Below are 23710 nucleotides of genomic sequence, written 5' to 3'. Positions count from 1 at the left end.
ATCAGGCACCTCGAGCCGTGACGAACGACCCCATGGCAGCCTTGATTGCCGGGATGATGTTCATGGCTGTAAGGCCCAGCACGAAGGCCACGCCGCACAGCAGGTCATCGGTCACTGCAAGCTCAAGCTTGGGGGCAAGCCAGGCGGTGACGGGCTGGGTCAGGTAGACCGAGAAGCCGAAGCCGGTGGCAACAGCGGTCGCTGCCTGGAAGCGGGTCAGATCCTTCAGGAAGCCAAGCGAAAGAATCGAGCCGATGAATGCAGCCATCACCACCCCGTATTTTCCCAGCACTACGCTGGCGGCAGTGCTTGTTGGTTCGGCCATAAGGGGTGTCCTTGGAAGAAAAGGCCCGATTGAGACCCCTTCAGGGATCGGGCAAGTGTGCAAAGAAGAAAAACATGGCTCCGTGCTATCGTCGTCACCCCTACGGCTAGACAAGACACGGAGCCATGGCAAAAACAAACATTGAGCGCTTCGATGAAATGAGCGCTGACATACTCGCGTTTCTGTATGAGCGATTTCCCATTCCATCGAGCGTGGGCCCAGATGTCGCCGGCCTCTCTGTCGTAAAATATCTTGAGTACGACCCTATTTCAGGGGGTGCCGTCACTGAAGGTGAGCGCGACCCAGAGACAGAATTTTTCGAAGCTACGCTAGCGTGGCTCGTGCACGCGGGGTTCATCACGAACAAAGCCGCCCCTGTAAACATTTTCGTTTATGTGCTCACGCCTTACGGGCTACAGGCTTTGAAGCACGTACCCAAGCCATCTCTGGGGACGGAGACTCTCGGCGAGAAACTCTCTGAAGCCACGAAATCCGGCGCGAAGACCGTCGCCTCGGAAGTCCTTAACCAAGCTCTCTCGATAGGAGTACAGCTGCTTACCAAGCCAATGGGACTTTAGACCTCTGGCCGCATGACCTCGCGACAAATGATCTTCAGAGAGGCGTTGATCTCCTTGATCTCGTCGCCCAGCCCTGGCGGTTCTTGGGCAAGAATCTTCGACTCCAGTTCGATCAGCTTCCTCTCGCTCTCCTGGAGACTGGATTCTTGATGCTCCACGAAGACGTTTGCCTGGGTGAGCCTCTCTTGAGCATCATGCTGAAGAGCCTTGGCCTCTTTTAGCTTCTGCTCGCAGCAGATGATCGCCTCAACAAGGCAGCGGTATTCGCTCTTCATGCTCGACTCCAGAACCTGCGGGTTTAAATCAGCCCCAGTGGCACTCCCAGCTTGGAGCGATGGGTGTGGTGGAGCCGAAAACGAAAAAGCCCCGGCAAATGCCGAGGCCCCTGAAAAAGCAACGAACCCTAAAAGCAGACTGTCGCTACTTGCGCACCAACCCTAGCTGGAAGGGGGATAAGGATTTCCCATTGAGGCAACTTGCGCGGTCCCTCTTCTGGTTGGTGATTCGACTCCTGCATGCGCCAGTATGCGCAGGCATATTCAATGCGAGCCTCTAAGCTAGCCTCGAAGTCTAGCCATGTCACGTCATGCCTTGACGCACGGCTTGCAACAATCTCGTAGATGGGAATCGGATTGTCAGGAACTGGCTTGATCGAACGCGCAAAATCAATTGCTTGTTCAACGGTTTCTGCTGCAAATATCGAGCAATGCCTCGACCAGGGAAAGCCAACAATGTCCAATGCCTTTTCAGCGCAATACTCTCGTATCACGGCAGAGTCTGAGCCGGGAGGAGGCACCACTTGGATTTGAGACCAATAGACCGATCCAAAAATTGATAGCCCTCGATGATCGACATCCAATTCTTGACCTGGCTTTAGCGACGCATTTCTGTCCGCATGAAAAAAAGTATACATGCCATGCCCTCTTAGTTTGGAGAGCAGTATATAAGCGCTGGACAACAAAAAAACCGGGGCAATAGCCGGGACTCTTGAGGCCCTCTCGGGGGCAATAAAAAACCCGGCTTTTTGGGCCGGGCTTGAATGTTTTCGCCTTAGGCGAAATTATGACGATGGCGAAATACTGCCAGAACACTCCTCAAATGGTCAAGCTGCTATTTCTGCTTCCTCTTCCTCACGATCACGAAGCCGCTGAACGACCGCAGCAACTGGCTTGAGAGCCTGCTTGTCCAACTTGTCAACGTGATTACAAAGCGCCTCCCAAATCTCCTGCCAATCCCTGGCCCAGTTCTGCGGATTCATCTTCTCGCCGGTTCGATCCTCGACGAACATGCATACCGCTCCCGGCCCCATCGCCTCGCCGCCGTGAACGAGCGTCTTGTGCGATTGGAGCGCGGCCATAGCCATCCAGTAGGCTCGCTGCTTCTTTCGGTCTGTGAGCGCTTCCAGGCCGCTTCCCAGCCATACCAGGCCATGGGATATGCTGAGGTCGTTACCGCTGGCCACGGGCGAGTACAGGAAATTGCCCAGGTGGCGCAGCGATTTCGGCAGGGAGTCGATCGCCTGAATCACCAGGCCCGCGGTCAGCATGTGCGCACAGCGGTCGTTGGTGAGGCGGCGACCAGGTCGAGTTTCTTGCACCCCCTCCTTGCGGACCTCGTACACCTTGCACACCTCCTGCCCGTCATGGTTCTCCAGCATCACCATGATCTTCACGTCGCCAGCGCCACCCTTCTTGCCCAGGGCGGCCTGTTCAGCGGCAACAGCCAGGGCGGAGGCGCGGTTTTCGTGAAGTGCGTCGTGCCAGACTTGGCGAGCGCTGATTACTTTCATGGTCGGTTCCCCTTGTTCCGGCTGTTCTTGTTCACAATGAATTCTTCGTAACTACGCTTTCGCGCCAAGGCCGATCCCCAGGCCAAAGCCCCACCGGATGCCACAAGCATCACGGCCAGAATGAAAAACGCCCATGCTGGGGTCATGCTGCAGCCTCCTTCAGCTGTTTGATCTTTGCCCGGTACTCGGCCTTGATGGGCCGCCTATTCCCGTTATGCGTTCTTTTCTCCGCGAACAGAGCGTCATGGTCGGACATGCCTGCCAGCTTTCTTCGGATGATGGTCGCTCCGCTGATCTTGACCCTTGGATCGCGGGCCCACTGCGCCGGCGTCAGCCTCTTGCCTTCGAACTCAACAAGTCCGGCCCGACCCCGCCTTTCGTAGCTTTCCGGCTTGAAGCCTCGCTTAACGTTGCAGCCCCGGCATAGGACCCGGAGATTGACTCGCTGATTGTTCTGACGGTTTTCATCGATGTGGTCGACATGGCAAGTCAGCCAGGTCTCGTGCTTGGAACAGATCTCGCAATCTCGGCATCCAGGACCGACAACTTCCCACATGACTCGGCGGTGCTCGAACACATACCCGTTGCGATCAGCAAGGGCGTGCTCTGGGCCCCAGATACGCACGTAACCGTTTGGCGTGACTACGCGCTGAATTCGGCTCGCTGGAAGCTTCTCGACATCCCCATTCCGCCTGACGCGGAAGTAGTGCTTTTGGCACAGCTGAGCGGCCTTATATCTTGCGGCTTGCCCGCAATCTTTCACGCTGCATTGCATTGGATTCGAGCCTCCAGCCGGCTGGCTTTTTTAGTGAATACAACCTTCATCCGCTTCAGGTACGGGATGTCGTGGCGCGCCAAGCGGTTGTTACACTCCAGCCAATCGACCTTTTCCTGACCAATCTTCTCGATGAGTGCAGGCCGGTAGGCCACGATATTTCCGCTCAGGAAGTTGTTGCAGGCACTGCATGACTTGTTCATGTTCCAGAGGTTGAACCGCAGGTGCGGGGCCGCGCCTACGCTGCGGAAGTGCGAGCAGTGCCACTGCCCTTGCCATGCGGCTGACTTGTCGCAGCTGATGCAGCCCAGATGCGCGTCTCGCAGCCGGACATAGCGATTGACCGCGGCCTGGGCTTCTTTGGCATGGTCCGCCCGGGTCTTGAGCCCCTCCTTGCGAACCTTGATCTCGCGGCGCTTGCGCTGGTCGATGGCCTTCCGGGCTTTATCGTGATTCACCGGCGCCATGGCCAGCGCGCACTTCACGCTGCAGGCCTTCTGCGTCGACAGCGATGGCCGGAACTTCCCGCCGCACGCCTTGCAGGTCTTCTGCTTCACTTCCTTGAGAGATACGCGCATTAATTTGCCCCCATAAGCAGGCCGATCATGCAGGCGATGACCGCGGCAAACGGCTGGCCAGACAATGCCAAAACCAGAGCGATAATCCAGATCATGCCGCCTCCCTGAACGCTTCGAATTCAGCCATCTCGGTCAACCGCTCCTCGGTGAGCGTCGGCCAGTCATGCAGCACCAGGTAGGCGCAGCACTGGCGCCAGAAGTCCTGGAACACCTCCTCCCCCATCGAGTCGTAGGAGAGACTGCGTGGCGTCTTGCGGGTGAGCTGGCCCAGGCCCTGGATGTCGAACTGCTCTTCATCGCAGTACACGCCAGACTCCAGCTGCAGGGCCTTGATGGCGTCATGGGACTGCTTCCCCGCGAACCGGTCGATGTTCTGGCTCAGCACCCGGCCCAGGCCGTGCACCAATCCGTTGAACCGTGGGTTGCGTGGCTGTTTGAGGTCGGCGCGGATCTTGGTGTTGATACGGAAGTCCCGCTCGCGCAGGATCGACCGGTCGGCGTCAGAGGACGGTACAAACGCGGCGACTTCCTTACCGGTGGCCGGGTCTAGCAAGCGGCGTAGGACCAAGTAAACAGGCATAGGCCGTGGCTTGGATGGCTTAGACATGGCAGGCCTCCCTTTCCTTCGCGGCGTCTATCGCCGCTTCCAGCTTTTCGCCAGATGGCAACATGCCTGGACCAATGGAGCCCGCGATTTCCTTGTAAGCAACCACGCCACATTCATCTCGCAGCCACCGGTATCGCTCGGCATCCTTGCGCAGCACCTCGTTCTCGGCCTTGAGCTTCTCGGCGCTACGCCTGAACGAGTTCCGCTCACGGGTGAGCTTTCCCATATCCAAGCCCATTGCTTTGCAACTGCCACGCAAGCTTTCATTGTCGGCTGCAAGCTGGTCGCGCTCCGCGCCACGCTTCTCGGCAAGTTGTGCCAGCGGGTCATTGAGGATGTTGATGCCGTCCATGATCTTGCGGGCAAACACTTCGGGGGCGACTTCAGACGCGCTGTAAGCATCAGCCCCGACATAGCTGACCAGGTTGCGCAACACCTCTTCGCAACCCTCCAGCCGCTCCACTTCAGCGAGCAAGCCAAGGGCCACCTCCTCCACGGTGTGCTCCCCAAGGAATCCATCCAGAGCATCGGTGCGCAGGTGCAGATCCTGGTCGCCGGCCCTCCATGCACCTACCACTGCCCACAGCAGGGGCTGAAGCTTTGCTTTGTCGATGTTCATGGCCTGGCCCTCCCGATGGTGCAGTTGTAAGTGGTGTTGCCGATGTAGAAGCCACCAATGCGGTCGCAGTCGTTCTTGATGCTCTCGTGCGCGCCAACCCATCCGCCGATCGCACACAACGCGAAGACAAAGGCCAGCCACAGGGAATTCATCACACCCCCTCCACAACCGGCTGCCCGGCGCGCTTGATGTTTAACTTGGCCAGCAGGTGTGCACGGCACGCGGCGGAGCTCGATGGGATCTGCTGGAGGTCCAGCAGCCTCGCCTGGCGCTGGCTTGCGTACTCTTCGGCCAGCTCCAGTTGACTCTTCTGGCTGTCGTGGCCGATGCCGATAGAGATGTCTTCCAGCGGCTTGCCCTGCATCAACATGCGGATGGTGACGTCATAGGCCCTGTCGAATACCTTGCTGGCCTTCTCGGGGATAAGGTCGCCCAAGTTGTGCATCTCGCATTGCAGCGCAGCATGACGAACCGCTTGGTGCGACCAAACTCGACCCCCGAACCGACTCGGATGGGCGTTCACCAGCGCCTCGCGAAAGGCTTTGTCGTGTGACGGGATGCCGAGCATTTCCGGTGTCGGCTGGCAAAGCTTGATGAACTTGCCGACACTCGGTGCGAAGTCTGTGCCGAGTGATCGGCAACGCTCTATGCCGAAGCGGATCTGCTCCAGAGTGTTTATCTCGGCCACGATGAACGCTTTGATCCAGCTGCGCTTGGAGGTGTTCAGTGCGGCGTCGGTCGGCCACGCTTGCTTCCAAGCCGGGAAGATGGCCTGCAGCTCCTTAAAAAGCGCGTTGACGACGTCAACCGTGCCAGGCGGCAAAGTCTTTGGCATCACGGGCGTTGGTGGCGGCTTGTAGCCAGCCATTGCGCCCGGGAGGTCATCGGTTGCCCCGGCTGCCTTCATGAGCTGTGCCGCGCTTCTCGGCGGCTTAGGCTTGCTCACAGGACACCGTCCATGTTTTCGGCCCAGTCGCGACCATCGAAGTCAGGGCCGTTCACCTGTCGACGGAGTGGGAACTGGCGAATGTTGCTCGCCGATACTGAGTCACGCTTCACCCACTTCACCAGCAGGCTCACCCAGGACGCCTGGGTCTCTACGCGGCACGACGCCGAGTAGTGGCAGACGAAAGCGGCAGTGGCCTCGGCAGTGAAGCGGTCAACAGGAATGCCCATGCGCGCGGCGTAGGCCTTCAGCAGCTTCTGATCGGGAACCCACTCAAGGGTCATTTCGCAGGGCGCCTTTGGGTCGGCGGAATTTTCCTGCTCCGCGCGTTGAGTGTTGTGTTGATCTTCTTCAGGAATCAGTGAATCAGGATTCGGAGAATCAGGAATCAGGGCGTTATTGGCCGTTGGGTTAACAGGCTCTAACGGTGGGTTAACGTTAAAAACCTGTTCTTTAACGTGAACCTTGCGTTGCTTACCGGGTAAAACAACGTTCTTCTTCCGTTCGTTAACGGTGAGATACCCATCTTTATCTGGCAGCACGCTGTCTTTTTCAGAGCCGTGTGGGTTCTGGTGTTTCTGGAAGTTATCGATCTCGATGACCGAGAAACTCTCCACCTGGTAGCGGCTGACGAATCCGGCAACAGCCAGGCGGGATAGGCCTGCATCAACGTCATAGTCGTCACAGGGGAACAGTTCCATCTTGATACGCTTGGGACGATCCTCAAGGCGCCCTTCCCGGTCAGCCAGGCACCACATGCCAATGAACAACAGGCGGTCGAAGGCAGGAAGCTCGGCCAACAGTTCATTGCTGAACAGGCCAGGTTTGATATTGCGTGCACGGGCCATTAGGCGGCCTCCTTCATGAGGGAGCTTTCGGCGATTCGCCCGAGCGAAGCCATCAGCGATGCGGCTGCAGACAGCCTGGAAATCACAGACGGATCGCACTCACGCAGATCTGCAGCCAGCAGGTCATGCAGGCAGCTCGAATCCACCTCGTTGCGCTCCAGATAGCGGGCTAAAAGCTCCATTTGAGTGATCACGGTAAGAACCAGATCAGTTGCCGCAGGAGTAGGCCTGAGCGACGACCTGGCGTCCCTTGAGGCTCTCTGGATAGCCTTCTTATCGCCAGAGGCAACAGCGGCCTGCTGGTCTCTTGGCAGTGTCAAAAGCAAAGCCGCCGCTGACACAGATGCGCGGCCCTCGTCCATTGCCTGGACAAGCTCCGGCGCAGCGTCATTGGTTACACGCTTGGCCTGCTCATATGTCTTGCCATTACCAAAACCAGCAGCCTTTGCGGCTATGTCTCTGGTGTCTCCTTTCGGAAAGTCCGGTAAATTTTCCGGACTTTCCTCGGGTGGGCGCCCCATTCTGTCGCCGAGCTCACGCTCGATAGCCTCTCCAATGGCAACACGCTCGGATGGGGTGAAGTCCTTGCGAAATTCGTTCTCGGCCAGCTCGCCCTTGAGGATCGATTCGATGTGAACGGTGCGGACTGGGATCTTCTGCCAGCCCAGGGAAAGGCATGCCCGCAACCGACGCTCACCGAAAACCAGGCGATACCCGGAGTCGATGCCGATAGGCTGCAGTAGGCCAAGTTCTGCGATACTTTTGGCCAGGCTTTCAATGTCGCCAAAGTCCTTGCGGAATCTGTTCTCGACCTTGATCAGCGAGGCTTGGCACTGAATAATTTGATCAGCCATATGGATAAAGGGGCGGTTTCCCACCCCATCCTGTTCAGATGAAGGTCGGGAATGCGTCGTCGGTTCGCATGGCGTTCTGGGAGTGCTTGATAGGCTTTCCGCGCATCTCCGCATTCCAGATACGAATCAGGGCGCGCAGAATCTGACTGCGGTGAATCGGGCGACGATCAAGAGTTGCTGCGGCGCAGCGATTGCGCAGATAAAGCAGGTTATCCGTCGCGCCATCGACAGCGCCGACCATAAACCGCTCAAGGAAGCGCTCTGCCTTGGCTTGGCTATTTTGACTGGCGTAGTAATAGAACATCGCTGCCACGGAGCGAGGCACCGGCGCCTGACGAGGGAGTGCCTGGGCATACTCGGCTGCGGCGATCGCCAGTGGGTTTCGTTTAACGAAGTCCAATACTTCGGACTTCTCAGCCTTGCCAGGGAAGCCGTACTGCTCCTTTTCGTAGTCGATAATCCACGTGGTGGCCGTCGCAAGCATCTTGCAGGTTTCAACGGGCAGGCCGAGCTGCACGAAGAGGACATCCGATTTCTGGCGACTCTTGCCGCTGTCGAGTACGTCGAAGATGCTCTCGTCCAGGCCACGCATAACTACGCAAGGAACGGTTTCACCAGATTGCAGGATCGCAGTCAGTCGATGCTGACCGTCAAGCAGGCTGCCCCCGGTGGAGAAGCGAATCGGGTCACCCGTCATCTTCCACTTCCCATCGCGGATCGCACGCTCCAGCTTTGCCACGTGCGCCGAGCTCGCTGGCCGATTGCCGACGTTCGCACCCAGCCAGGCCCGAGCCATTTCAGGCGTAACTTGCTCAACCGTGATTTGTGGGCCGTTTACGTTGACGGCGTTTTGGGTTAAATTGCCCATGTAGATTTTCCTTATGTATCGCAAATGACTAGGCCGTGAACCTGGTTTTTTTGCGCCCGCGATTTGCGGTTTTGGTTTTGCGCCACGTTTGGCGCTTGATCGTTTCGTGGCGCGCCTTCGCGCCGGATGCCAGTCCCTGTTTAGGGGCTCTTGCTGCCAGTCCCTAATTAGGGATCTGGCGGTTACCTTGGAGCCGCGAACGGCACCACGTTGTTGCTCTTGGGTTTCACGCGCTGCGACAAGAACTGCGCAGCTTTCTTCAAGATCTGCTCGGCCAGTTGGTCGGTGCTGATCCCTACCTCTTCGGCCCAGGCCTCAAGGTCCTCGAAGTCGTGCGCCCTGAAGCGCGCAACCTCTACGTCCTGCTTCGGTACTGCGTCATTTGCAGGTGGCATTCGCCCTCCCCTGACCTATTCAGGCCCTGGCCTTCTTCTCGTTGATCAGCGGCAGATGCCCGTGCTCTTTCTTGAACGCCAGCGCGGCCAGAATGATTTCCCTGGCCAATACGCTGTGCTGAGCCTTGAGCTCCAGGGCATACCCCTTCAACTCGTTGAAATCCTCGTCATCCAGACGGACCTTGACCTGGTGGTCGTGGCGGTGGGTTTTGTCGTCATAGGCCATCAGGTGTTCCCCTGGTTGCTACGTGTCTGGATGAGGGCCTGTTCAGGCCTTTCGGTGAAACGGTGTAACGGTTCCCCGCGGACTGCGGGGTTTGGTTCGGTTGGCCAGCTCACGACGGATCAGCTCAGCGGCGAGTGTCTCGGGACTTACGCCCCGTCGCATCGCTTCTCGCTCCAGCTGTTCCATCTGCCCCTGGTCCAATCCGATTTCTTCGCTCGGCATGGGGCCTCCTACGGGCCTTCAGGCCACGTGCTGATCGCCGTTATTCTCCGAAGCTAGGGCGGCCAGCTGAGCCTCCAGCAGTTCGCGGCAGAGCACTGCCCGCTGGGTGCGATGGAACTTCGCCAGCGCCTGGATCAGTTCAAACGTGTCCTCATCGACCCGGACCTTGATCTCGCGGTCATGCAGGTGATTGCGGTTGGCGTACATGCGGGGATTGCTCCTTAAGCTGCTTTCTGGTTGCGTTCAGCCGACTTTTTTGCGGCTCGTTCTGTTTTGCTGAGCAGGGTTTCGATCGACTTTCCCAGTTCGTAGCGAACATCTGCGCCGCCTTTCGCTGCTCTGCAGATGGTCGGTTGCGTGGTATCGCAGTCTTTGGCGATCTGCGCCTGAGACAGCCCAAGCTGAAAAAGGCGTACCAGCATCATTTGGACTGTCATGGCCGTCCTCCTATGAAGTTTTGCATATCAAATCATACGGAAACTGATAGCCCGGAGCAATACAATTCCTCGTATACGTTTTTGTATGGTGATTTTATGAGCGTGGCAGATAGGCTCCGCAGCAAACTGCGAGAGCTTGGCTTGAATGAAAGTGAGCTGGGCAGGCGGGCCAAGGTGCCACAACCCACAATCAATAGGATCCTCTCCGGGGAAAGTCAGAGTCCAAGGAAGAGCACTATTGAACCTATTGCCATGGCGCTGGGCGTCTCTCCCGATTGGCTTCTGTTCGGCGGCGGCGAGGAAAAAACGCGAGAACTAACCTCCCCGAGCGAAAAGGAATACGCTTTGATCCCCCAGTTCACAGCTCGCGGCGCCTGCGGCAATGGTTACCTCAATGAACACGTAGAGGTAACCGAAGGCCTGGCCTTCAAGCGCGAGTGGATCAGGCGCATGAACTCGAAGCCCGAGAACCTGTTTGTTATCTACGCCGACGGGGACAGCATGGAGCCCTATATTTTTGAGGGTGATGTTGTTCTTTTCGATACATCGAAGGTGGAGCCCAAAGACAAGCAGGTGTACGTTATCCGTCGCCCAGATGGCGGTAACAGCATCAAGCGATTGAGCCAGCAGCTTACCGGCTCCTGGGTGATTCGCAGCGACAACCCGGACAAAATTTCATACCCAGATGAGCCTGTCAGTGAGGCTGCTTTGCATGACATGCCCTTCCTCGGAAAGGTCATCTGGAGAGGTGGCGGGATAGGTTGAAATTCAACAAGTTGTTTTGAGTATTTACCCTGGGAGGGAAACCATGCGTCATGTAGCTCTCGCCGCGTTGGCGATATCGTTCGTTTCAGGTTGTGCTGTTCCGCCAAAAAAACCTGACATGCTGCTCCATAATGTCCAGCCAACACCGGTGTGCAGCGGGGAGAAACAGTGTTCAGCCATGTGGGCGCGGGCCATTGAAGGTGCATCGATGGTCACTCGCATGAAGGTTATGTCAGCTAACGACACCTTCATTCAAACGTACCCTACTAGTCAGATCGGATTCCTCAATGGCCAGGTGTTCAAGCAGTCCCTTGGTGATGGGAAATATGCGATCAGGGGAACCTTCAGCTGCGCCCCGTATTCCTGGTGTGACAGCTTCCGGAATTCGACCCAGCACACCTTCAATATGTGGGTACAGGGTTACGACCCAGTAAACTGATCTGACATATACGTTAAGAGCCCGCCAAGTGCGGGCTTTTTCATACCCACTCGAAAAATTATGCAAAACCGTATTGACTGGGATTATGAGGATTCGTATAGTTCACCCCATCGCAGTCACCCACCAGGGACTGCGGAGGCCCTCAACCGGCCACCGCTCTTTAACAACCAGATGGACGCCGAGCTGGCCGATGCATAGCCAGCGGACGTACCGCGCAACGGTACGCAGCGATTCGACCTCATGTCGGCGCTGGGCATAGGAGACCTCATCGGAGGGCGTAGCTGGAGAGGCTGCGTGGTGGTGAGTAAGCGTTTGGCCTTGGGACCGTGATCCCGTGTCGCGCTGAAAGTCACTGACGGGAAAGCGACCGTTGGCCTATGCAAGGAGTAGAGATTACCTGCCCGTTATCAGCGGGCAGGATGCTCTCCAGATACCCCTGACAGGGTTATGCGGAAAGCATCATTTGCGGCGATTAGAGCCCGGGGCGCCACCAGATACTGGTCGCCTTGGAGTCCGATAGCCAGATAACGCATGAAGCTCCTCGCGCTTGATGCGCTGCTCCAATGTTTGAATTTCGGTAACCAGGCCGCCGCCCTCGCCTGGCGGCATTGAATCAAGTTCGCGCTGCACTTTGGCGACAGCTCGCTTTAGACGCTCAATCAGCTCTTTGTGGCTCTCGGTCATTTCCCTTTTCCCGAACCTGGCGAGCCTCCATGGAAAACCTTGGTCGCTGAGTAAAGGGTGTCGCCTTCGCCAGGCTTGTAGCGAGTCTTGCGCTCGTTGCGACAACCCTCACACATGACTGGGGGATTAACCCAGTCAGCCCGATAGCTGAACTTGGTGGTTTTGCAGAATCGGCAGTTCGCGACGATCCAGCCGCTTTTGGGCTTCTTCGGTGGTGGCGGTTCGAATGGAGAAGGAATGGCAGGAGGGTTCGCCTTTTCCATGGCTTGCTTGAGCTGCATCAGTACCGCGAGATTCTTCGGGTCCATGGCCTTAGCCTCTGATTTTCACCTTACCCGAGATTACCAGCAGCAAATAGCCATCACAAACACCAACGATTCACTGATGCCGCTTCTATGAGGCGGCATTGGGAATCCACTGGAGAGAACCATGGAAGCACGAAGGATCAGTATCAAGCCCGACACGCCAGAGCTGGCATCGCTGTGTGATGCCATTAGCAGGTCTCAGGGCAACCCAATCCTGGAGGCTGCATTAAGCCAGTATGTGAGTCGGCTGATCGTAGCGACCATGGCTGACCCGCGCGCTCTGGAAAGCCTTTTTGCAGTCGCCGAAGACTCGAAAGCCAGGGCGAAGCAAGAGCGCATCGAGAAGCTCCGGACGGAGCTCGCGAAGCTGGAAGCCGAGTAACCCAAATCAACCGCCCTGGAGGGCAAGACGATGAACCAAGATCGCTACGCAGTTGACGGCGCTGTGAGACCAGATGATCCCGATGGTCCTGAGTTTCAAGGGGACGGCCAGTTCGCCCCGTTTGTCATCTTCGACATCGAGGCTCAGGAAAATCTGCCAGGACATTTCGCTTCCCGCGCAGTAGCCAAGCAGGAAATGCACCGCCGGTTCGGCTCGCACTGATTCCCTGACAGCCGGAAAGACGGCCCGATGCCCTGCTCCCCATCGCAGGCTGCATCGGAGTGTGATCTGAATGCGCAGGCTGATGCGCAGGTTTGAAAGCAAACAGTTCCCGCGAACGATCGACACCAGCTAAGTAGTTTCATATGCCCGCGCGGTACTGGGTCGCAATAACTGGCATTGAGGTAGGCGCAAGCCGTTCACCTCGGCATGGTTCGCAAGCCGGAGATCAGTACCGGCCAGATCACACCCCGATGCAGATTGCATCACCGCAGGCGAATCCGGGGCCTTCCCGGCCAGACCAGATGCTTCCCGGGCAGCGCCGGGCGCCTGCATCCCCTTCCCTTCAAATCGACCGCATCGGCAGGTGCCAGGCCAGTCTTATAGCTGGGTTTGGTCACCCGCGCCTGGCATCTGGCCAATGCGGCCGCAAATTGAGCAAAACGACATGAGCGAACTTGGATATTCCGAGGGAGACACCTGCGGCCGTGACGGCTGCGAGGGTGAAATCCGGCTGGAGAAGGTCGAGAACTGCAGCTGCCACATCAGCCCTCCCTGCTGGGCCCACGAGAACGCCGACATGTGCTGCCCTGGCTGCGGCTGGCGTGCTACTGACGACCCTTTGTGCGTCCGCGAGATCTCTTCCATCGGCCTCGGCGGTCCGCTGCCGATCATCGCCACTAAGCCGCGAGTGCTTGATCCGACCAAGATCGACTGGGTGGCAAAACCACACAGCAGCAGCTCAATGATCAAGGAAGGCGTTTTCCCTGTTGGCACCTCCGCCAAGGAGGTCGAGGACAAGGTGCGCGGAACCTTCGGCGGACGCTTTGAGCGATTCGACGCGAAGAACGGCTTCTTCAAGTACATCGCATACACCGACTGACCCACCACCTGGAGGCGACCATGGGCGCACTTCGCAAGGCACAGTTTGAATACGACAACCGGCAGGCGCCTCCAGCGATCGATGCTCGGGCCGATGCGCGCTTGGCCTGGCAGGAAGAAGCTGGCGAGCTCCTGGCCCGGGGTAGCGACATCAAGGTGCAGCGCCGCCTGCGCGCGCCTCGCACCGTAACCTTCGCCGAGTTCAAGACCCACATTCAGCTGCTCCTGTTGAAGCGCTGGGAGGAAGGCGAGGACAAAGGCGACTGGCTGGCCGAGATCGTCATTCAGGCGGCCTTTGGCGAGCCCAGCAGGTCCACAGCAGCGAGCCTGCTGGGCGACGAAAAGCCGGATCAGTGCCTGATCGAACTGGCGGCCGAGTTCCTGGAGCCGTTGGCCGACGACGCGCTGATCGCCCAGGCCGAGGACGCCGAGCTATGAGCCCGCACGTCCTGCTCGATAACGAGCTCGACGCCATGGCGCACCCCAGCACGGACCTGAGCTGGAGCTTCATGGTTCAGAAGCTCATTACCGAAATGCTCGCTGATGAGCGAATCACCATCGAAGAGTTCAACCACTACTGTGGCCGCCTCAACAAGATCGTTGATGGGCGCAAGGAGGTTGCATGAGCACTGCACCGGTTAAATCGCTCATCGATGAGCAATGCGACGAGATTGAAGCCAGGCTGGTGATGTTGGGCTTTGGCCTTCCCTTCAATGAGGTGATCGGCCTGCCGCGTGAACGTGCAGTGGCCAGCCTGCCGCGCCGCTTGAGCGCAACCATGAAAGGTGGCCGGATTGCGGTGAGGGTTCGGCCATGACCAGCCACCAACGCCAACGCCGCTACCTGCTCTGGCGCGGCGCTTTCCCAGCTATCGCCCTCTTCACCTTCTTGATGCTGCTCAGCGCTCTCGCTGATCGGATCACTCAGTAACCCCTTCATCAGCGCCCACCGCAGGGATGGCGCGGGAGATTCACATGTCCGCACAAACCGAACTGGCCGTCGTGCCGCCGAAAGAAACTGCGCTTCAGGTGTACCAGGTCGCCAACGGCCTGGACCCGTACCTCAAGAAGATCCGCGACGAGATCGACGCCTTTGTGCCGGACGTCACAACCCGCAAAGGCCGCGAAGCCATCGCTTCTATCGCCTACAAGGTAGCCCGCTCCAAGACCGCACTAGATAACGTGGGCAAGGACTTGGTCGCCGACCTGAAGGAGATCCCGAAGAAAATCGACGCCGAGCGCAAGCGGATGCGCGACACGTTGGATATCTGGCAGGAAGAAGTGCGCCGGCCGCTGAACGAGTGGCAGGCCGCCGAGGATGCGCGGGTGGACGGGCACAACAACGCCATCGCCCACCTGAAGCTCCACGCCGAAGCGCTGGAAGGCATCACCGCCGAAGACCTGGCTGATCGCATCGCCAAGGTTGAGGCCGTCGCCCTGGGCGAACAGTGGGAAGAGTTCGAAGCCGAAGCTGCCCGGGCCAAGGACGATTCGTTGAAGGTGCTGCGCGCCGCCCTCGTCGCCCGTCAGCAGTACGAAGCCGAGCAGGCCGAACTGGCCCGCCTGCGCGCCGAGGCTGAAACCCGCGAGCAGAAAGAGCGCGAAGAGCGCATCGCCCGAGAAGCCGCCGAACTCGCCCGGGTCGAAGCCGAGCAGAAGGCTCAGGCCGAGCGCGAAGCCACCCAGCGCCGCGAACTTGAAGCCAAGGCCGCCGCCGATCGCCGCGAGCTGGAGCTGAAGCTGCAGGCCGAGCAAGCCGAGCGCGCCAGGGCCCAGGCCGAAGCCGATCGCGTCGCGGTTGAGCAGCGAGCCGAGCAAGAGCGCCAGGCCGCCGCCCGCCGCGCCGAAGAGGCTGCCGAGCAAGCCCGCCTGGACGAGCGCCGCAGAGCTGATGCTGCAGCAACTGAAATTCTCCGCCAGCAGGAAGCCCGCGAGGCTGATAAGGCGCACAAGACCAAGATAAACCGCGCCGCCCTGGAGGCTTTCGTCACCGGCGGCATGACGGAGGAATGCGCCAAACAGGCGATCACCCTGATTGCCCTGCGCAAGATCCCGAACATTTCCATCGCTTACTGAGGTGTGCCATGAGCGCTACAGCAATTGCCGAACACCGTGAACAGCGCCATCCGGTGCAGGCCGGCGCCAGCCCGGAAGCTACCGCCATGCTGACCATGGTCCAGCGCGCGGCTACCGATCCTTCGTTCGACACCGAGAAAATGCAGGCCATGATGGCCATGTACGAGCGATACACCGATCGTTCTGCCGCGGCTGCCTTCAATGCCGCCATGGTTCGCGCCCAGTCCGAAATCGGCCCAGTGTTCCGCGACAAATACAACAGCCAGACCAACAGCTCCTATGCCGCCCTGGAGTCGATCGACAAGAAGATCGCGCCCACCTACACCCTCCACGGCTTTTCGCTGTCGTTCGGCACCGACGACAGCCCGCTGGCCGGGCACATCCGCACGGTCTGCGACTGCATGCACGAGGTCGGGCACACCAAGCGCTACCACGTCGATCTTCCCATTGACTCGACTGGCATCAAAGGCAGCGTCAACAAGACCGGTGTGCACGCCAATGGCTCGACCTACAGCTACGCCAGGCGGTACCTGACAATGATGATCTTCAACGTCGTGCTGACGAATGAGGATAACGACGGGAACGGCGGCGGCGCTCAACCCCAAAGCCTCGGCGAGCTGATGAATGAGTGGATCCCCAAGGCTTACGCCGCTGACTCCAAAGATTCGCTCACGGCAATCTGGCAGGAGGGCGTCAAGTTCGCCCAGGACCTGAAGGCAACTGACAAGAAGACGGCGGACGATCTCTACGAGGCATTGAAGGTAGCGGTTAGCACTCGCGGCTCGCAGCTCAGCGCAGCCCCGCAAACAGGAGCAAGCCAATGATCATCGTCAATTGCACCCAAGGATCACCCGAGTGGCTGCAAGGCCGCGCCGGAGTTATCACCGCCAGCATGTTCAGCACCGCCCGCGCCAAGGTCAACGGCCTGACCGCCCAGCAGCGCACCTACGTCGATTCAATCCTGGCTGGGCATAGCGAGACCCGCGCTCGCGATCTGGCGGGCTACAAAGCCGCTCCAAAGGCTGAAGTGGTGCAGCGCGCTCTGGATGGCGAAACCGTGGGCGAACCATCAAATGCTGCCCTCACCTACGCCTTCGAGCTGGCAGTAGAGCGTATCGGCGGTGCGCCGCTGGATGGCGGGTTCGAAACCTGGCAGATGCGCCGCGGGCACGACCTGGAGCCAGAAGCGCGCATGGAGCACGAAATCCAGACGGGCTTGATCGTCACTCAGGTGGGCCTGGTCAAAACTGACGACGGGGCCTTCGGCGCCAGTGCGGACGGGTTCATCGGCGACGACGGAGGTGCTGAGTACAAGTGCTTTCTCGCCCCCGACAAGCTGCGCGCCTTCCACATCGACAACGACGCAAGCGATGTCGTCGACCAGGTGCAGGGCTGCATGTGGATCACCGGCAGGAAGTGGTGGCATATCGGGATGTACTGCCCACTCCTGAAGCCTGTCGGGCGCCAGCTCTGGCTGCAAGAGTTCAAGCGTGATGACGACTACATCGAGAAGCTCGAGGAAGACCTCTGGCAGTTCAAGCTACTGGTCGACCAGTACGAGGCCAAGCTAAGGAGCAAGGCGGCATGATCGACAATCAAATCCTCGTCGGCGCCCAGCGCCAGGCAGAACTGGAGGCAGCGAAGGCTGCCTTCTTCGCATCTGGAGGCCAAGCCGTCGAACTGGCCGGCTTCACCTATAAGCCTCTGCCCTTCCGCCGGCACCCAGAGCCAGCCCAGAAGATCCCGAAGGGAGTCCAGCAAGGCGCGAGACAACAACGCTCCAAAGAGCGTGCAGTCCTGATCGCCGAAATGGCCAAAACGATGACCTGCCGGGAAGTCTCCCAGAAGCTGGGCATCCCACAGAACACCCTGTGGACGATGTCGCAGCGGGAAGACTTCACGTTTGCCCCGGGCTGCCAGGGTAAGCGGAAGACGCCATACACCGACGCGGCGGCAGACGCGAAGCTGGCAGAACGAATCACCGCCCTTCGGGATGTCGGCCTGACTCGCCACCAGGTGGAGAAGAGGATCGGTATCGGCAATGGGACGCTGGTTCGAATCCTTGAGGCCTTTCAGATCGATTTCCCGAAACGCGGTGAGCGACGCGAAGCCTCCAGCCGAGAAGCATCATGAAGGCTCGACGGTTCCGCCTCATCCACCCAGCGGCCTATTACCAGGGCCGGGCCTGCCGCCAAGACGGAAAGTGCCGCCTCTCCCAGCCCTACGGAAACATGACCGTAGACGGCGGGTGGTGGCTTGCAGGCTGGCTCGACACCGATATGGAGCTATCCCATGAAACTCAAACGAATGGCCCGGCAGCGCCACCAGCGCCGGGCACAGGTTCACTTGCCGCTTAGCGGACTGAAGGGGGTGCTGAATGGCAAAAACACCTCAGGAGCGGAACGAGAAATCCGCCTTGAAGAAAAAGGCTGCTGGAGAAAAGGAGCTTCGACACAAGGTTAGGCCAGGCATCCAAGAGGCTCTGAATCGGGTCAAGGAACGGGCCAAGATGTCGGTTACCAGCGAACTGCTGCAGGTCGCCATCATGAAGATGGACCTGATGACCGACGAAGAGCTTGCAGCCTTCACGAAGTACCCGCGCCACGAAATCAAAGTTAGCGAAAACGTGGCGCGGATAATTCACGCCGCCGGGCAGAGACAAGCGGCACGGTTAGGCGCAGAAGAAGCCTAGTAATGCAGAACGCGACAACTTCAAACCTGACGCGCACGCATCTTTCATTACAGCTTATAAATATAGCGATTTATGGAAGTCACGGAGTGCTTTTTCTTGATCGTCTGTTTCAGCCGTCGACGCGTCAATGTAGTTTTGAAGCTGAGCTGATGTGCATCCGGGCGTAATGTATATTTGATATGCGGTCATCATGGTGCCTGTTCTTCCAAAACCAGCACCGCAATACACCAGAGATCCTTGCTTCTTATTCCGAGTAGCAGCGATCAGATCACAGCCTTCCTTCAATTGTTTAACGGTCGGGGCAGCAAAGTCCTTAAGTGTTAAATGCAAGTACTCGATACCTTTTTTTCGAAGTTCCTCAGGACTCTGCTTCGTGGGTAAATAATTCAGGCTAACGATAGTTTTTACATTTTTAAGCCCCAGGGCATTGAGAACTTCATCATTGATATCCTGAACCTCATCCTCCCCATTATAATTAGGCTGAGAGCTACGATGTACATCTGGTGTATCTACTGGATCATCCCAGCTTTTGAAGATCGGATTCGCTTCTGGAAAGTTACCCACATACTTTTCGATACTCTTAACTTCCTTGTTCATTACCCTCTCCTTTTACTTGCTAAAAACCAGATAGCCAGGCACTACAAAAACATAAAAATAGACCCGACACAGCAAACTGTCAAATTCAAGTTACTTAATGACCTTTTCCTGAGTTACCTTTTCCTGAATTACCTTTATTTAACAATTAACTACCCCCCATTCCGTGCTGCCGCATCCGGCCACGGAGGGCGGCGCATGCTTGGAGAAAGCCATGAGCCAGTTCTACTTGCAGGACAGCCGCAGCCATGTCGGCGACGGCATGATGTTCTGGGCGAAGGAAGGCCGCGGCTACGTGACCAACCTAGACCAGGCCGAGCTGTTCACCTTTGAGGAGGCATGCCGACACCGCGACACCGATATCCCTTGGCCGAAGGAGTACATCGATGCCAGGGCGCACTACGGCGTCGACTGCCAGCTGATGGATGACGATCGGCGCGTCGCTGGGCTCCAAGCCGGCGCCCATGTCTACGTGCACGTGCCAGGCGACTGGAACGGGAACGATGTCTACTGGGTCAGCGAGCAACGCGGCAAGGTGACCGAGAACCTGCAGCAGGCTCTCAGCATGGATCTGGAAAACGCCCAGTTCACGTATGCCAATCACGCCGGTCAGGGCACGCGAGTTTTCTGGCCAGCAGCCTACATCGAGGAAATTCGCCGGCGCCTGGTGCATTGCCAGAACGTCGACCACAAGCTTGCCCTGCGCGTGGCAGGCGTGAAGATGCCCAGACCTCCAAAGGTCGCCAAGCGCCGCGAGCCGATGCTCAACTGCTGCGGCTGCGGACGCTTCATCAGCTGGGACGGGCGATTCCTCAACAACTGCCAGAACTGTGGCGCGAACAACTGCCCCTGACCATCCGGCGCTGCCCGCCAGCGATTCAGCCGTTGTCGTGATCGAAACCGCCCCCGCTACGAACTGCCTCCTTCGAAATTTCAACGGTTTTCGATGCAGGGAGCTTGCGGGCTACTTCGGAGTCGCGTTCAACCTCTTGCGCGAAGTAGGCGAGCCATGAACCATCTGGCCGCACTACCACCTCGGTTAAATAGGACTCGACCTGGCCCAGTGTAATTCCGGATGCCCTGGCAACGATCTTGTTACGTTTCGCGATGTCCACCTGCCCCTCCTTGGCCCGGCCCGATGCCGGTCATAAACGAATAGTCCACTTCAACGAATCACGCCACCGAGGCCGGCCAGGCCATGGAGGATTCCCCATGCAAGCAGTTATCTACGCCGGCCTTCGCAACGGCGCCCGCGATCAGGCCATCCACGACGCACTGATCTATAAGCACGTTGCCGACGTCGCCAGCGAATTCAAGCTATCCCCTAACACCGTCAGGGCGGCTGCGAAAAGAATCGCCAACGTCAGTGCATACGACTTGGAGCTTCTGGGGGGGGGTAGCCCTCTTCGCATCGGCCAGGTCGTCGCCGACTCATTCCGCAAGGCTGCACTCGGCGCATACCGAAACTACCGGGGCACCTTCCAGAATCTGGAACTGCCCTGTTGGGTGATTACCGACGGCACTCAAAAAATTGAGGTGACCGAGCTTCGCAGTATCGATACCGGCGAAGTCCAGCTGTAACCCCCTTCCCCTAAATCTCCAATCGACTCACGCCGCCCCGGCGAGGAACGCCTATGTCTGCATTTCAGAAAAAGCCCGCCTTCGACTTCAAAACCCAGTACGGCCTGGGCCTCGATCCGCAAGACGATGAGATCGTGGTCGACTTCTTCTGCGGCGGTGGCGGCGCCGGTACCGGCCTGGAGATGGGCCTGGGCCGGCCGGTGACGGTGGCCAAGAACCACAACCCGGCGGCGATCAGCATGCACACCGCCAATCACCCGCACGCCAAGCACTTCACCACCGACGTGTTCGAGGGTGACCCTGACGAAGAATGCGGCGGGCGCCCGGTTGGCTGGTTCCACATGAGCCCGGACTGCACACACCACAGCCAGGCCGCCGGCGGCCAGCCGCGCAAGCGCGAGATCCGCAACTTGTCGTGGATCGGCCTGAAGTGGGCCGGGAAGAAGCGCCCTCGGGTGATCAGCCTGGAGAACGTGAAGCAGATTCTGCAGTGGGGTCGCCTGATCGCGAAGCGCGACAAGGTCACCGGTCGCGTCGTCAAGCTCGACGGTACCGTGGCGACTCCTGGAGAACGCGTGCCGGTTCAGCAGCAGTTCCTGGTGCCTGATCCGAAGCGCCGTGGCTCGACCTGGCGCCGGTTCGTTGCCCTGCTGGAGGGCATGGGTTATGTCGTCGAGTGGCGCGTGATCAAGGCCTGCGACTTCGGGGCGCCGACCAGCCGGGAACGCCTGTTCATGATCGCCCGGTGCGATGGCCAGCCCATCGTGTGGCCTGAGCCGACCCACGCGAAGAGGCCTGCCAAGGGCCAGCAGAAGTGGCGCACCGCCGCTGAGTGCATCGACTGGACCATCCCGAGCCAAAGCATTTTTGGCCGCAAGAAGGACCTGGCACCGGCTACGCTGCGGCGGATCGCCAAGGGCATGAAGAAGTTCGTTATCGATGCCGCCGACCCGTTCATCGTGCCGATCGCGAACTGGTCCGGTGAAAGCGTCCAATCTGCGCAAGAGCCTCTGCGCACTGTCACGTCCTGGCCCCGCGGCGGTTCATTCGCCATGGCCAGCCCGATCATTGCACCAGCCACGCACCAGGGCAGCGACCGGGTCAACGATCCGCACTCGCCGCTCCCCACCATCACCTGTGCCAATCGCGGCGAGCTGACACTGATCAGTCCGACCCTGATCCAGTCGGGATATGGCGAGCGTGCTGGCCAGCAACCGCGGGTGCCGGGACTTGATCAGCCGGTCGGTACTGTGGTCGCCGGTGGGGTCAAGCATGCATTGGCGTCAGCGCACCTGGTGAAGTTCCGCTTCGATGACGCGGGCAAGCCTCTGGACGAACCGTTACCGACCATCACCAGTGGCGGCAACTACCAGCGACCGGCCGGGGCCGCCCACGCCATGGGTGTCTCGACGGTGTTCATGGCCCAGATGAACGGAGGCTTCAATACTACCGACGCCAAGAGCATTGAAGACCCGATGACGACGGTGACCAACACCGGCAGTCAGCAGCAACTGGTGACGGCGAGTCTCTTGCACCTGCGCGGGAACTGCGATGCGCGCGAGGTAAGCGATCCCCTGCACACCATCAGCGCCGGCGGCCAGCACCACGGTCTGGTCACGGCATTTATGGAGCGCCAGTTCGGCGGCAGCGTTGGCCAGGCCATCGACGAGCCTGCGCCAACGGTCACCGCCGGCGGAAGCGGCAAGAGCTCGCTGGTTGAGCTGCAGCTGTCGCCAGAGGCTGAGGCAGGCGCGCTGCGGGTCGCGGCATTCCTGATCAGCTACTACGGCACCGAGAACGTGAGCGGCGCCGACGATCCATCGCCGACCATCACCACGAAGGATCGCCTGGCCCTGGTCACCGTGACCATCAAGGGCACCCCGTACGTGATCGTCGATATCTGCCTCCGGATGCTGCAGCCCCCCGAGCTATACCGGGCCCAGGGCTTCCCCGCTGATTACCGAATTGACGAAGGTGCCGACGGCAGGAAGTTCACCAAGACCGAGCAGGTGCACATGTGCGGCAACAGCGTAAGCCCTCCGCCGATGGCTGCCCTAGCTAGGGCGAATGATCCATGGAGAATGGCTGAAAGGAAATCGATAGCCGCTTAAGACTCATCCGCGAGCCGGCAGCGGAACTGTGCGGGAGCTCCCGGCGCCTTGAAATAGGATTCCTCGACATGCAAGGCACCACAAAGTTGGCAGTTGAAAACTTGCCAATCGGTTTTGCTGTCGTGACGTAACTGAACTTTGGTTTTCTTACCGCACTTTTTACACGTCAGTTTTTGATTCATCGCATCGCTCCAAATCACCATCCCTCAACTATAGCTGCGTCTTTCTCAAGCGCAGATAGGTATCCCCATGCCCACAGAAAGCCGATCCAGCAACACCGAACAGATGGTCAGCGTGCCGGCCAACAAGCTGAAGAAGATCCATCGCGACTTGGACGCCTGTCAGAAGGTGATCTGGCTGCGAGGGGGGGTCGACCCGGCCTACTGCAAGGATGCCCAGGATTCGCTCAAGGACATCGACGCCCTTCTCGCCCAGCCAGCCGCCCAGCACCAGGGCGAGCCGGTGGCTGTCCTATATCGCGACGGATCCGTGTTGACTAAGGCCGATTGCGGAGACGCCTTCGAGACCTGCTGCAAAGTCGAAACCCCGCTCTACGCCAACGCCGACACTGGCGAGGTTGAGCGGCTGCGCGCTGCCCTGAAGTTCTACGCCGATCGAGACCACTTCTCGGATGACATGGGCAGCGACTGGGATAACGTCAGCGGCGAGCCCGCGAACATTCTGTGGCATGAAGATGAGGCTTGGTTCGTCGAAGACGGCTCTATTGCAAGGGCCGCCCTATGTGCCAGCACAGCGCCTGCACCAGCCTCCGACGGCTTCAGCGCCGAGCAGATGACAGCTCAGGGTGCCGATGGGTACCGGAACGGGATCAAGGCAGCTGCCGAACTCACCGAGGCCTACCCAGAGTTGGCCCAGGCAATCCGCGCTTTGCCGCTGCCGCAGTAGCTCTTGAC

General features: G+C 59.0%; 39 protein-coding genes. 17 read left to right on the top strand and 22 right to left on the bottom strand.

All coding sequences use genetic code 11. The annotated features are described in order from the left end of the window. Position 1 precedes the first annotated feature (1 nt). Entirely contained in the window at positions 2–325 is a 324-nt protein-coding gene (locus PspR32_RS12425) for a peptidase M48, Ste24p (RefSeq protein WP_100413161.1), read from the bottom strand. Between the two features lie 125 nt (positions 326–450). Between PspR32_RS12425 and PspR32_RS12420 the strand changes: the two genes are divergently transcribed. Further along, positions 451–903: a hypothetical protein gene (locus PspR32_RS12420; protein WP_159388583.1), complete on the top strand. Its 453-nt coding sequence runs from the start codon at positions 451–453 to the stop codon at positions 901–903. Here PspR32_RS12420 and PspR32_RS12415 read toward each other — a convergent pair. The 16 genes from PspR32_RS12415 to PspR32_RS12345 form a co-directional block, all read right to left on the bottom strand. Then, entirely contained in the window at positions 900–1178 is a 279-nt protein-coding gene (locus tag PspR32_RS12415) for a hypothetical protein (protein ID WP_159388582.1), read from the bottom strand. The two genes, PspR32_RS12420 and PspR32_RS12415, sit on opposite strands and share 4 nt — an antisense overlap. Before the next feature lie 128 nt (positions 1179–1306). Next, positions 1307–1816: a hypothetical protein gene (locus PspR32_RS12410; RefSeq protein ID WP_159388581.1), complete on the bottom strand. Its 510-nt coding sequence runs from the start codon at positions 1814–1816 to the stop codon at positions 1307–1309. Between the two features lie 189 nt (positions 1817–2005). After that, positions 2006–2692: a hypothetical protein gene (locus tag PspR32_RS12405; RefSeq protein ID WP_159388580.1), complete on the bottom strand. Its 687-nt coding sequence runs from the start codon at positions 2690–2692 to the stop codon at positions 2006–2008. A gap of 142 nt (positions 2693–2834) precedes the next feature. Beyond that, the gene (locus PspR32_RS12400) at positions 2835–3467 is read right to left on the bottom strand and encodes an HNH endonuclease signature motif containing protein (protein WP_159388579.1); all 633 of its coding nucleotides are present in this window, start codon (positions 3465–3467) and stop codon (positions 2835–2837) included. Continuing rightward, a complete protein-coding gene (locus tag PspR32_RS12395) occupies positions 3452–4045 on the bottom strand; it encodes a recombination protein NinG (protein WP_159388578.1) in 594 nt (197 codons plus the stop codon). The genes PspR32_RS12400 and PspR32_RS12395 overlap by 16 nt, the downstream gene beginning before the upstream one ends. A gap of 91 nt (positions 4046–4136) precedes the next feature. Further along, positions 4137–4652, bottom strand: coding sequence for a hypothetical protein (locus PspR32_RS12390; protein WP_159388577.1), 516 nt, complete (start codon positions 4650–4652; stop codon positions 4137–4139). Next, positions 4645–5271, bottom strand: coding sequence for a hypothetical protein (locus PspR32_RS12385; RefSeq protein WP_159388576.1), 627 nt, complete (start codon positions 5269–5271; stop codon positions 4645–4647). The genes PspR32_RS12390 and PspR32_RS12385 overlap by 8 nt, the downstream gene beginning before the upstream one ends. Next, positions 5268–5423 (bottom strand): hypothetical protein, encoded by a 156-nt coding sequence (locus PspR32_RS26175; protein ID WP_174242296.1) that lies wholly within the window; start codon positions 5421–5423, stop codon positions 5268–5270. Before PspR32_RS26175 ends, PspR32_RS12385 begins: the two co-directional genes overlap by 4 nt. Then, the gene (locus PspR32_RS12380; RefSeq protein ID WP_232531883.1) at positions 5423–6139 is read right to left on the bottom strand and encodes a replication protein P; all 717 of its coding nucleotides are present in this window, start codon (positions 6137–6139) and stop codon (positions 5423–5425) included. Before PspR32_RS12380 ends, PspR32_RS26175 begins: the two co-directional genes overlap by 1 nt. A 74-nt stretch (positions 6140–6213) precedes the next feature. Beyond that, positions 6214–7065, bottom strand: coding sequence for a DnaT-like ssDNA-binding domain-containing protein (locus tag PspR32_RS12375; RefSeq protein ID WP_159388575.1), 852 nt, complete (start codon positions 7063–7065; stop codon positions 6214–6216). Next, complete coding sequence (locus tag PspR32_RS12370; RefSeq protein WP_159388574.1) at positions 7065–7943, bottom strand: ParB/RepB/Spo0J family partition protein; 879 nt, start codon at positions 7941–7943, stop codon at positions 7065–7067. Before PspR32_RS12370 ends, PspR32_RS12375 begins: the two co-directional genes overlap by 1 nt. A gap of 10 nt (positions 7944–7953) precedes the next feature. Continuing rightward, the gene (locus tag PspR32_RS12365; RefSeq protein ID WP_159388573.1) at positions 7954–8787 is read right to left on the bottom strand and encodes a hypothetical protein; all 834 of its coding nucleotides are present in this window, start codon (positions 8785–8787) and stop codon (positions 7954–7956) included. Positions 8788–8969: 182 nt separating this feature from the next. Next, positions 8970–9182 carry a hypothetical protein gene (locus PspR32_RS12360; protein ID WP_159388572.1) on the bottom strand — a complete coding sequence of 71 codons (213 nt, stop codon included), beginning with the start codon at positions 9180–9182 and terminating at the stop codon, positions 8970–8972. 19 nt (positions 9183–9201) lie between these two features. Further along, positions 9202–9408: a hypothetical protein gene (locus PspR32_RS12355; protein ID WP_159388571.1), complete on the bottom strand. Its 207-nt coding sequence runs from the start codon at positions 9406–9408 to the stop codon at positions 9202–9204. 240 nt (positions 9409–9648) lie between these two features. Beyond that, entirely contained in the window at positions 9649–9837 is a 189-nt protein-coding gene (locus PspR32_RS12350) for a hypothetical protein (RefSeq protein ID WP_159388570.1), read from the bottom strand. Between the two features lie 14 nt (positions 9838–9851). Continuing rightward, a complete protein-coding gene (locus PspR32_RS12345; protein WP_159388569.1) occupies positions 9852–10067 on the bottom strand; it encodes a hypothetical protein in 216 nt (71 codons plus the stop codon). A 96-nt stretch (positions 10068–10163) separates the two neighbouring features. Between PspR32_RS12345 and PspR32_RS12340 the strand changes: the two genes are divergently transcribed. Beyond that, complete coding sequence (locus PspR32_RS12340) at positions 10164–10832, top strand: XRE family transcriptional regulator (RefSeq protein ID WP_159388568.1); 669 nt, start codon at positions 10164–10166, stop codon at positions 10830–10832. A gap of 48 nt (positions 10833–10880) precedes the next feature. Here PspR32_RS12340 and PspR32_RS12335 read toward each other — a convergent pair whose 3' ends face one another. From PspR32_RS12335 to PspR32_RS12325, 3 genes are all read right to left on the bottom strand, one after another. After that, a complete protein-coding gene (locus PspR32_RS12335) occupies positions 10881–11084 on the bottom strand; it encodes a hypothetical protein (protein WP_159388567.1) in 204 nt (67 codons plus the stop codon). 646 nt (positions 11085–11730) lie between these two features. Then, positions 11731–11955 carry a hypothetical protein gene (locus tag PspR32_RS12330; RefSeq protein WP_159388566.1) on the bottom strand — a complete coding sequence of 75 codons (225 nt, stop codon included), beginning with the start codon at positions 11953–11955 and terminating at the stop codon, positions 11731–11733. Beyond that, on the bottom strand, positions 11952–12263 hold the full coding sequence (locus PspR32_RS12325; protein WP_159388565.1) for a hypothetical protein: 312 nt from the start codon (positions 12261–12263) through the stop codon (positions 11952–11954). The genes PspR32_RS12330 and PspR32_RS12325 overlap by 4 nt, the downstream gene beginning before the upstream one ends. A 121-nt stretch (positions 12264–12384) precedes the next feature. Here PspR32_RS12325 and PspR32_RS12320 point away from each other — a divergent pair, with 121 nt between their 5' ends. From PspR32_RS12320 to PspR32_RS12265, 11 genes are all read left to right on the top strand, one after another. Further along, positions 12385–12642: a hypothetical protein gene (locus PspR32_RS12320; protein WP_159388564.1), complete on the top strand. Its 258-nt coding sequence runs from the start codon at positions 12385–12387 to the stop codon at positions 12640–12642. A 30-nt stretch (positions 12643–12672) separates the two neighbouring features. Further along, entirely contained in the window at positions 12673–12864 is a 192-nt protein-coding gene (locus PspR32_RS12315; RefSeq protein ID WP_159388563.1) for a hypothetical protein, read from the top strand. A gap of 445 nt (positions 12865–13309) precedes the next feature. Then, on the top strand, positions 13310–13744 hold the full coding sequence (locus tag PspR32_RS12305) for a hypothetical protein (protein WP_159388561.1): 435 nt from the start codon (positions 13310–13312) through the stop codon (positions 13742–13744). Positions 13745–13764: 20 nt separating this feature from the next. Then, the gene (locus tag PspR32_RS12300; RefSeq protein ID WP_159388560.1) at positions 13765–14181 is read left to right on the top strand and encodes a hypothetical protein; all 417 of its coding nucleotides are present in this window, start codon (positions 13765–13767) and stop codon (positions 14179–14181) included. Continuing rightward, positions 14178–14369 (top strand): hypothetical protein, encoded by a 192-nt coding sequence (locus PspR32_RS12295; RefSeq protein WP_159388559.1) that lies wholly within the window; start codon positions 14178–14180, stop codon positions 14367–14369. The genes PspR32_RS12300 and PspR32_RS12295 overlap by 4 nt, the downstream gene beginning before the upstream one ends. After that, complete coding sequence (locus tag PspR32_RS12290) at positions 14366–14560, top strand: hypothetical protein (protein WP_159388558.1); 195 nt, start codon at positions 14366–14368, stop codon at positions 14558–14560. The genes PspR32_RS12295 and PspR32_RS12290 overlap by 4 nt, the downstream gene beginning before the upstream one ends. Positions 14561–14717: 157 nt before the next feature. Next, a complete protein-coding gene (locus PspR32_RS12285) occupies positions 14718–15818 on the top strand; it encodes a hypothetical protein (RefSeq protein ID WP_159388557.1) in 1101 nt (366 codons plus the stop codon). Positions 15819–15826: 8 nt separating this feature from the next. Beyond that, a complete protein-coding gene (locus tag PspR32_RS12280) occupies positions 15827–16642 on the top strand; it encodes an ERF family protein (protein ID WP_232531845.1) in 816 nt (271 codons plus the stop codon). Further along, positions 16639–17406: a lambda exonuclease family protein gene (locus PspR32_RS12275; RefSeq protein ID WP_159388556.1), complete on the top strand. Its 768-nt coding sequence runs from the start codon at positions 16639–16641 to the stop codon at positions 17404–17406. Before PspR32_RS12280 ends, PspR32_RS12275 begins: the two co-directional genes overlap by 4 nt. Then, complete coding sequence (locus PspR32_RS12270) at positions 17403–17951, top strand: hypothetical protein (protein WP_159388555.1); 549 nt, start codon at positions 17403–17405, stop codon at positions 17949–17951. The genes PspR32_RS12275 and PspR32_RS12270 overlap by 4 nt, the downstream gene beginning before the upstream one ends. A gap of 244 nt (positions 17952–18195) precedes the next feature. Then, positions 18196–18510: a hypothetical protein gene (locus PspR32_RS12265; RefSeq protein ID WP_159388554.1), complete on the top strand. Its 315-nt coding sequence runs from the start codon at positions 18196–18198 to the stop codon at positions 18508–18510. A 54-nt stretch (positions 18511–18564) separates the two neighbouring features. Here PspR32_RS12265 and PspR32_RS12260 read toward each other — a convergent pair whose 3' ends face one another. Further along, complete coding sequence (locus tag PspR32_RS12260; RefSeq protein WP_159388553.1) at positions 18565–19107, bottom strand: protein-tyrosine phosphatase family protein; 543 nt, start codon at positions 19105–19107, stop codon at positions 18565–18567. Between the two features lie 211 nt (positions 19108–19318). On the opposite strand from PspR32_RS12260, the gene PspR32_RS12255 reads away from it, so the two are divergent. Continuing rightward, complete coding sequence (locus PspR32_RS12255) at positions 19319–19957, top strand: hypothetical protein (protein WP_159388552.1); 639 nt, start codon at positions 19319–19321, stop codon at positions 19955–19957. A gap of 25 nt (positions 19958–19982) precedes the next feature. Here the strand turns inward: PspR32_RS12255 and PspR32_RS12250 are convergent, their stop codons facing one another. Beyond that, positions 19983–20219: a hypothetical protein gene (locus PspR32_RS12250; protein WP_159388551.1), complete on the bottom strand. Its 237-nt coding sequence runs from the start codon at positions 20217–20219 to the stop codon at positions 19983–19985. 97 nt (positions 20220–20316) lie between these two features. On the opposite strand from PspR32_RS12250, the gene PspR32_RS12245 reads away from it, so the two are divergent. From PspR32_RS12245 to PspR32_RS12235, 3 genes are all read left to right on the top strand, one after another. Continuing rightward, on the top strand, positions 20317–20685 hold the full coding sequence (locus tag PspR32_RS12245; protein WP_159388550.1) for a hypothetical protein: 369 nt from the start codon (positions 20317–20319) through the stop codon (positions 20683–20685). Between the two features lie 53 nt (positions 20686–20738). Beyond that, positions 20739–22796: a DNA cytosine methyltransferase gene (locus PspR32_RS12240; RefSeq protein WP_159388549.1), complete on the top strand. Its 2058-nt coding sequence runs from the start codon at positions 20739–20741 to the stop codon at positions 22794–22796. A 249-nt stretch (positions 22797–23045) separates the two neighbouring features. Then, the gene (locus tag PspR32_RS12235) at positions 23046–23702 is read left to right on the top strand and encodes a hypothetical protein (protein ID WP_159388548.1); all 657 of its coding nucleotides are present in this window, start codon (positions 23046–23048) and stop codon (positions 23700–23702) included. The last annotated feature ends 8 nt before the right edge of the window (positions 23703–23710 follow it).

Source organism: Pseudomonas sp. R32 (assembly GCF_009866705.1).
In the GTDB taxonomy this organism is placed as follows: Bacteria; Pseudomonadota; Gammaproteobacteria; order Pseudomonadales; family Pseudomonadaceae; genus Aquipseudomonas; species Aquipseudomonas donghuensis.
This window is presented reverse-complemented; position numbering and strand designations above follow the sequence as displayed.

Bases quoted from the DNA above. Each gene is read 5' to 3' on its own strand.
- PspR32_RS12425 (WP_100413161.1), bottom strand. From the start codon at position 325: ATGGCCGAACCAACAAGCACTGCCGCCAGCGTAGTGCTGGGAAAATAC.
- PspR32_RS12420 (WP_159388583.1), top strand. From the start codon at position 451: ATGGCAAAAACAAACATTGAGCGCTTCGATGAAATGAGCGCTGACATA.
- PspR32_RS12415 (WP_159388582.1), bottom strand. From the start codon at position 1,178: ATGAAGAGCGAATACCGCTGCCTTGTTGAGGCGATCATCTGCTGCGAG.
- PspR32_RS12410 (WP_159388581.1), bottom strand. From the start codon at position 1,816: ATGTATACTTTTTTTCATGCGGACAGAAATGCGTCGCTAAAGCCAGGT.
- PspR32_RS12405 (WP_159388580.1), bottom strand. From the start codon at position 2,692: ATGAAAGTAATCAGCGCTCGCCAAGTCTGGCACGACGCACTTCACGAA.
- PspR32_RS12400 (WP_159388579.1), bottom strand. From the start codon at position 3,467: ATGCAATGCAGCGTGAAAGATTGCGGGCAAGCCGCAAGATATAAGGCC.
- PspR32_RS12395 (WP_159388578.1), bottom strand. From the start codon at position 4,045: ATGCGCGTATCTCTCAAGGAAGTGAAGCAGAAGACCTGCAAGGCGTGC.
- PspR32_RS12390 (WP_159388577.1), bottom strand. From the start codon at position 4,652: ATGTCTAAGCCATCCAAGCCACGGCCTATGCCTGTTTACTTGGTCCTA.
- PspR32_RS12385 (WP_159388576.1), bottom strand. From the start codon at position 5,271: ATGAACATCGACAAAGCAAAGCTTCAGCCCCTGCTGTGGGCAGTGGTA.
- PspR32_RS26175 (WP_174242296.1), bottom strand. From the start codon at position 5,423: ATGAATTCCCTGTGGCTGGCCTTTGTCTTCGCGTTGTGTGCGATCGGC.
- PspR32_RS12380 (WP_232531883.1), bottom strand. From the start codon at position 6,139: ATGGCTGGCTACAAGCCGCCACCAACGCCCGTGATGCCAAAGACTTTG.
- PspR32_RS12375 (WP_159388575.1), bottom strand. From the start codon at position 7,065: ATGGCCCGTGCACGCAATATCAAACCTGGCCTGTTCAGCAATGAACTG.
- PspR32_RS12365 (WP_159388573.1), bottom strand. From the start codon at position 8,787: ATGGGCAATTTAACCCAAAACGCCGTCAACGTAAACGGCCCACAAATC.
- PspR32_RS12360 (WP_159388572.1), bottom strand. From the start codon at position 9,182: ATGCCACCTGCAAATGACGCAGTACCGAAGCAGGACGTAGAGGTTGCG.
- PspR32_RS12355 (WP_159388571.1), bottom strand. From the start codon at position 9,408: ATGGCCTATGACGACAAAACCCACCGCCACGACCACCAGGTCAAGGTC.
- PspR32_RS12350 (WP_159388570.1), bottom strand. From the start codon at position 9,837: ATGTACGCCAACCGCAATCACCTGCATGACCGCGAGATCAAGGTCCGG.
- PspR32_RS12345 (WP_159388569.1), bottom strand. From the start codon at position 10,067: ATGACAGTCCAAATGATGCTGGTACGCCTTTTTCAGCTTGGGCTGTCT.
- PspR32_RS12340 (WP_159388568.1), top strand. From the start codon at position 10,164: ATGAGCGTGGCAGATAGGCTCCGCAGCAAACTGCGAGAGCTTGGCTTG.
- PspR32_RS12335 (WP_159388567.1), bottom strand. From the start codon at position 11,084: ATGAAGGTGTCGTTAGCTGACATAACCTTCATGCGAGTGACCATCGAT.
- PspR32_RS12330 (WP_159388566.1), bottom strand. From the start codon at position 11,955: ATGACCGAGAGCCACAAAGAGCTGATTGAGCGTCTAAAGCGAGCTGTC.
- PspR32_RS12325 (WP_159388565.1), bottom strand. From the start codon at position 12,263: ATGGACCCGAAGAATCTCGCGGTACTGATGCAGCTCAAGCAAGCCATG.
- PspR32_RS12320 (WP_159388564.1), top strand. From the start codon at position 12,385: ATGGAAGCACGAAGGATCAGTATCAAGCCCGACACGCCAGAGCTGGCA.
- PspR32_RS12315 (WP_159388563.1), top strand. From the start codon at position 12,673: ATGAACCAAGATCGCTACGCAGTTGACGGCGCTGTGAGACCAGATGAT.
- PspR32_RS12305 (WP_159388561.1), top strand. From the start codon at position 13,310: ATGAGCGAACTTGGATATTCCGAGGGAGACACCTGCGGCCGTGACGGC.
- PspR32_RS12300 (WP_159388560.1), top strand. From the start codon at position 13,765: ATGGGCGCACTTCGCAAGGCACAGTTTGAATACGACAACCGGCAGGCG.
- PspR32_RS12295 (WP_159388559.1), top strand. From the start codon at position 14,178: ATGAGCCCGCACGTCCTGCTCGATAACGAGCTCGACGCCATGGCGCAC.
- PspR32_RS12290 (WP_159388558.1), top strand. From the start codon at position 14,366: ATGAGCACTGCACCGGTTAAATCGCTCATCGATGAGCAATGCGACGAG.
- PspR32_RS12285 (WP_159388557.1), top strand. From the start codon at position 14,718: ATGTCCGCACAAACCGAACTGGCCGTCGTGCCGCCGAAAGAAACTGCG.
- PspR32_RS12280 (WP_232531845.1), top strand. From the start codon at position 15,827: ATGAGCGCTACAGCAATTGCCGAACACCGTGAACAGCGCCATCCGGTG.
- PspR32_RS12275 (WP_159388556.1), top strand. From the start codon at position 16,639: ATGATCATCGTCAATTGCACCCAAGGATCACCCGAGTGGCTGCAAGGC.
- PspR32_RS12270 (WP_159388555.1), top strand. From the start codon at position 17,403: ATGATCGACAATCAAATCCTCGTCGGCGCCCAGCGCCAGGCAGAACTG.
- PspR32_RS12265 (WP_159388554.1), top strand. From the start codon at position 18,196: ATGGCAAAAACACCTCAGGAGCGGAACGAGAAATCCGCCTTGAAGAAA.
- PspR32_RS12260 (WP_159388553.1), bottom strand. From the start codon at position 19,107: ATGAACAAGGAAGTTAAGAGTATCGAAAAGTATGTGGGTAACTTTCCA.
- PspR32_RS12255 (WP_159388552.1), top strand. From the start codon at position 19,319: ATGAGCCAGTTCTACTTGCAGGACAGCCGCAGCCATGTCGGCGACGGC.
- PspR32_RS12245 (WP_159388550.1), top strand. From the start codon at position 20,317: ATGCAAGCAGTTATCTACGCCGGCCTTCGCAACGGCGCCCGCGATCAG.
- PspR32_RS12240 (WP_159388549.1), top strand. From the start codon at position 20,739: ATGTCTGCATTTCAGAAAAAGCCCGCCTTCGACTTCAAAACCCAGTAC.
- PspR32_RS12235 (WP_159388548.1), top strand. From the start codon at position 23,046: ATGCCCACAGAAAGCCGATCCAGCAACACCGAACAGATGGTCAGCGTG.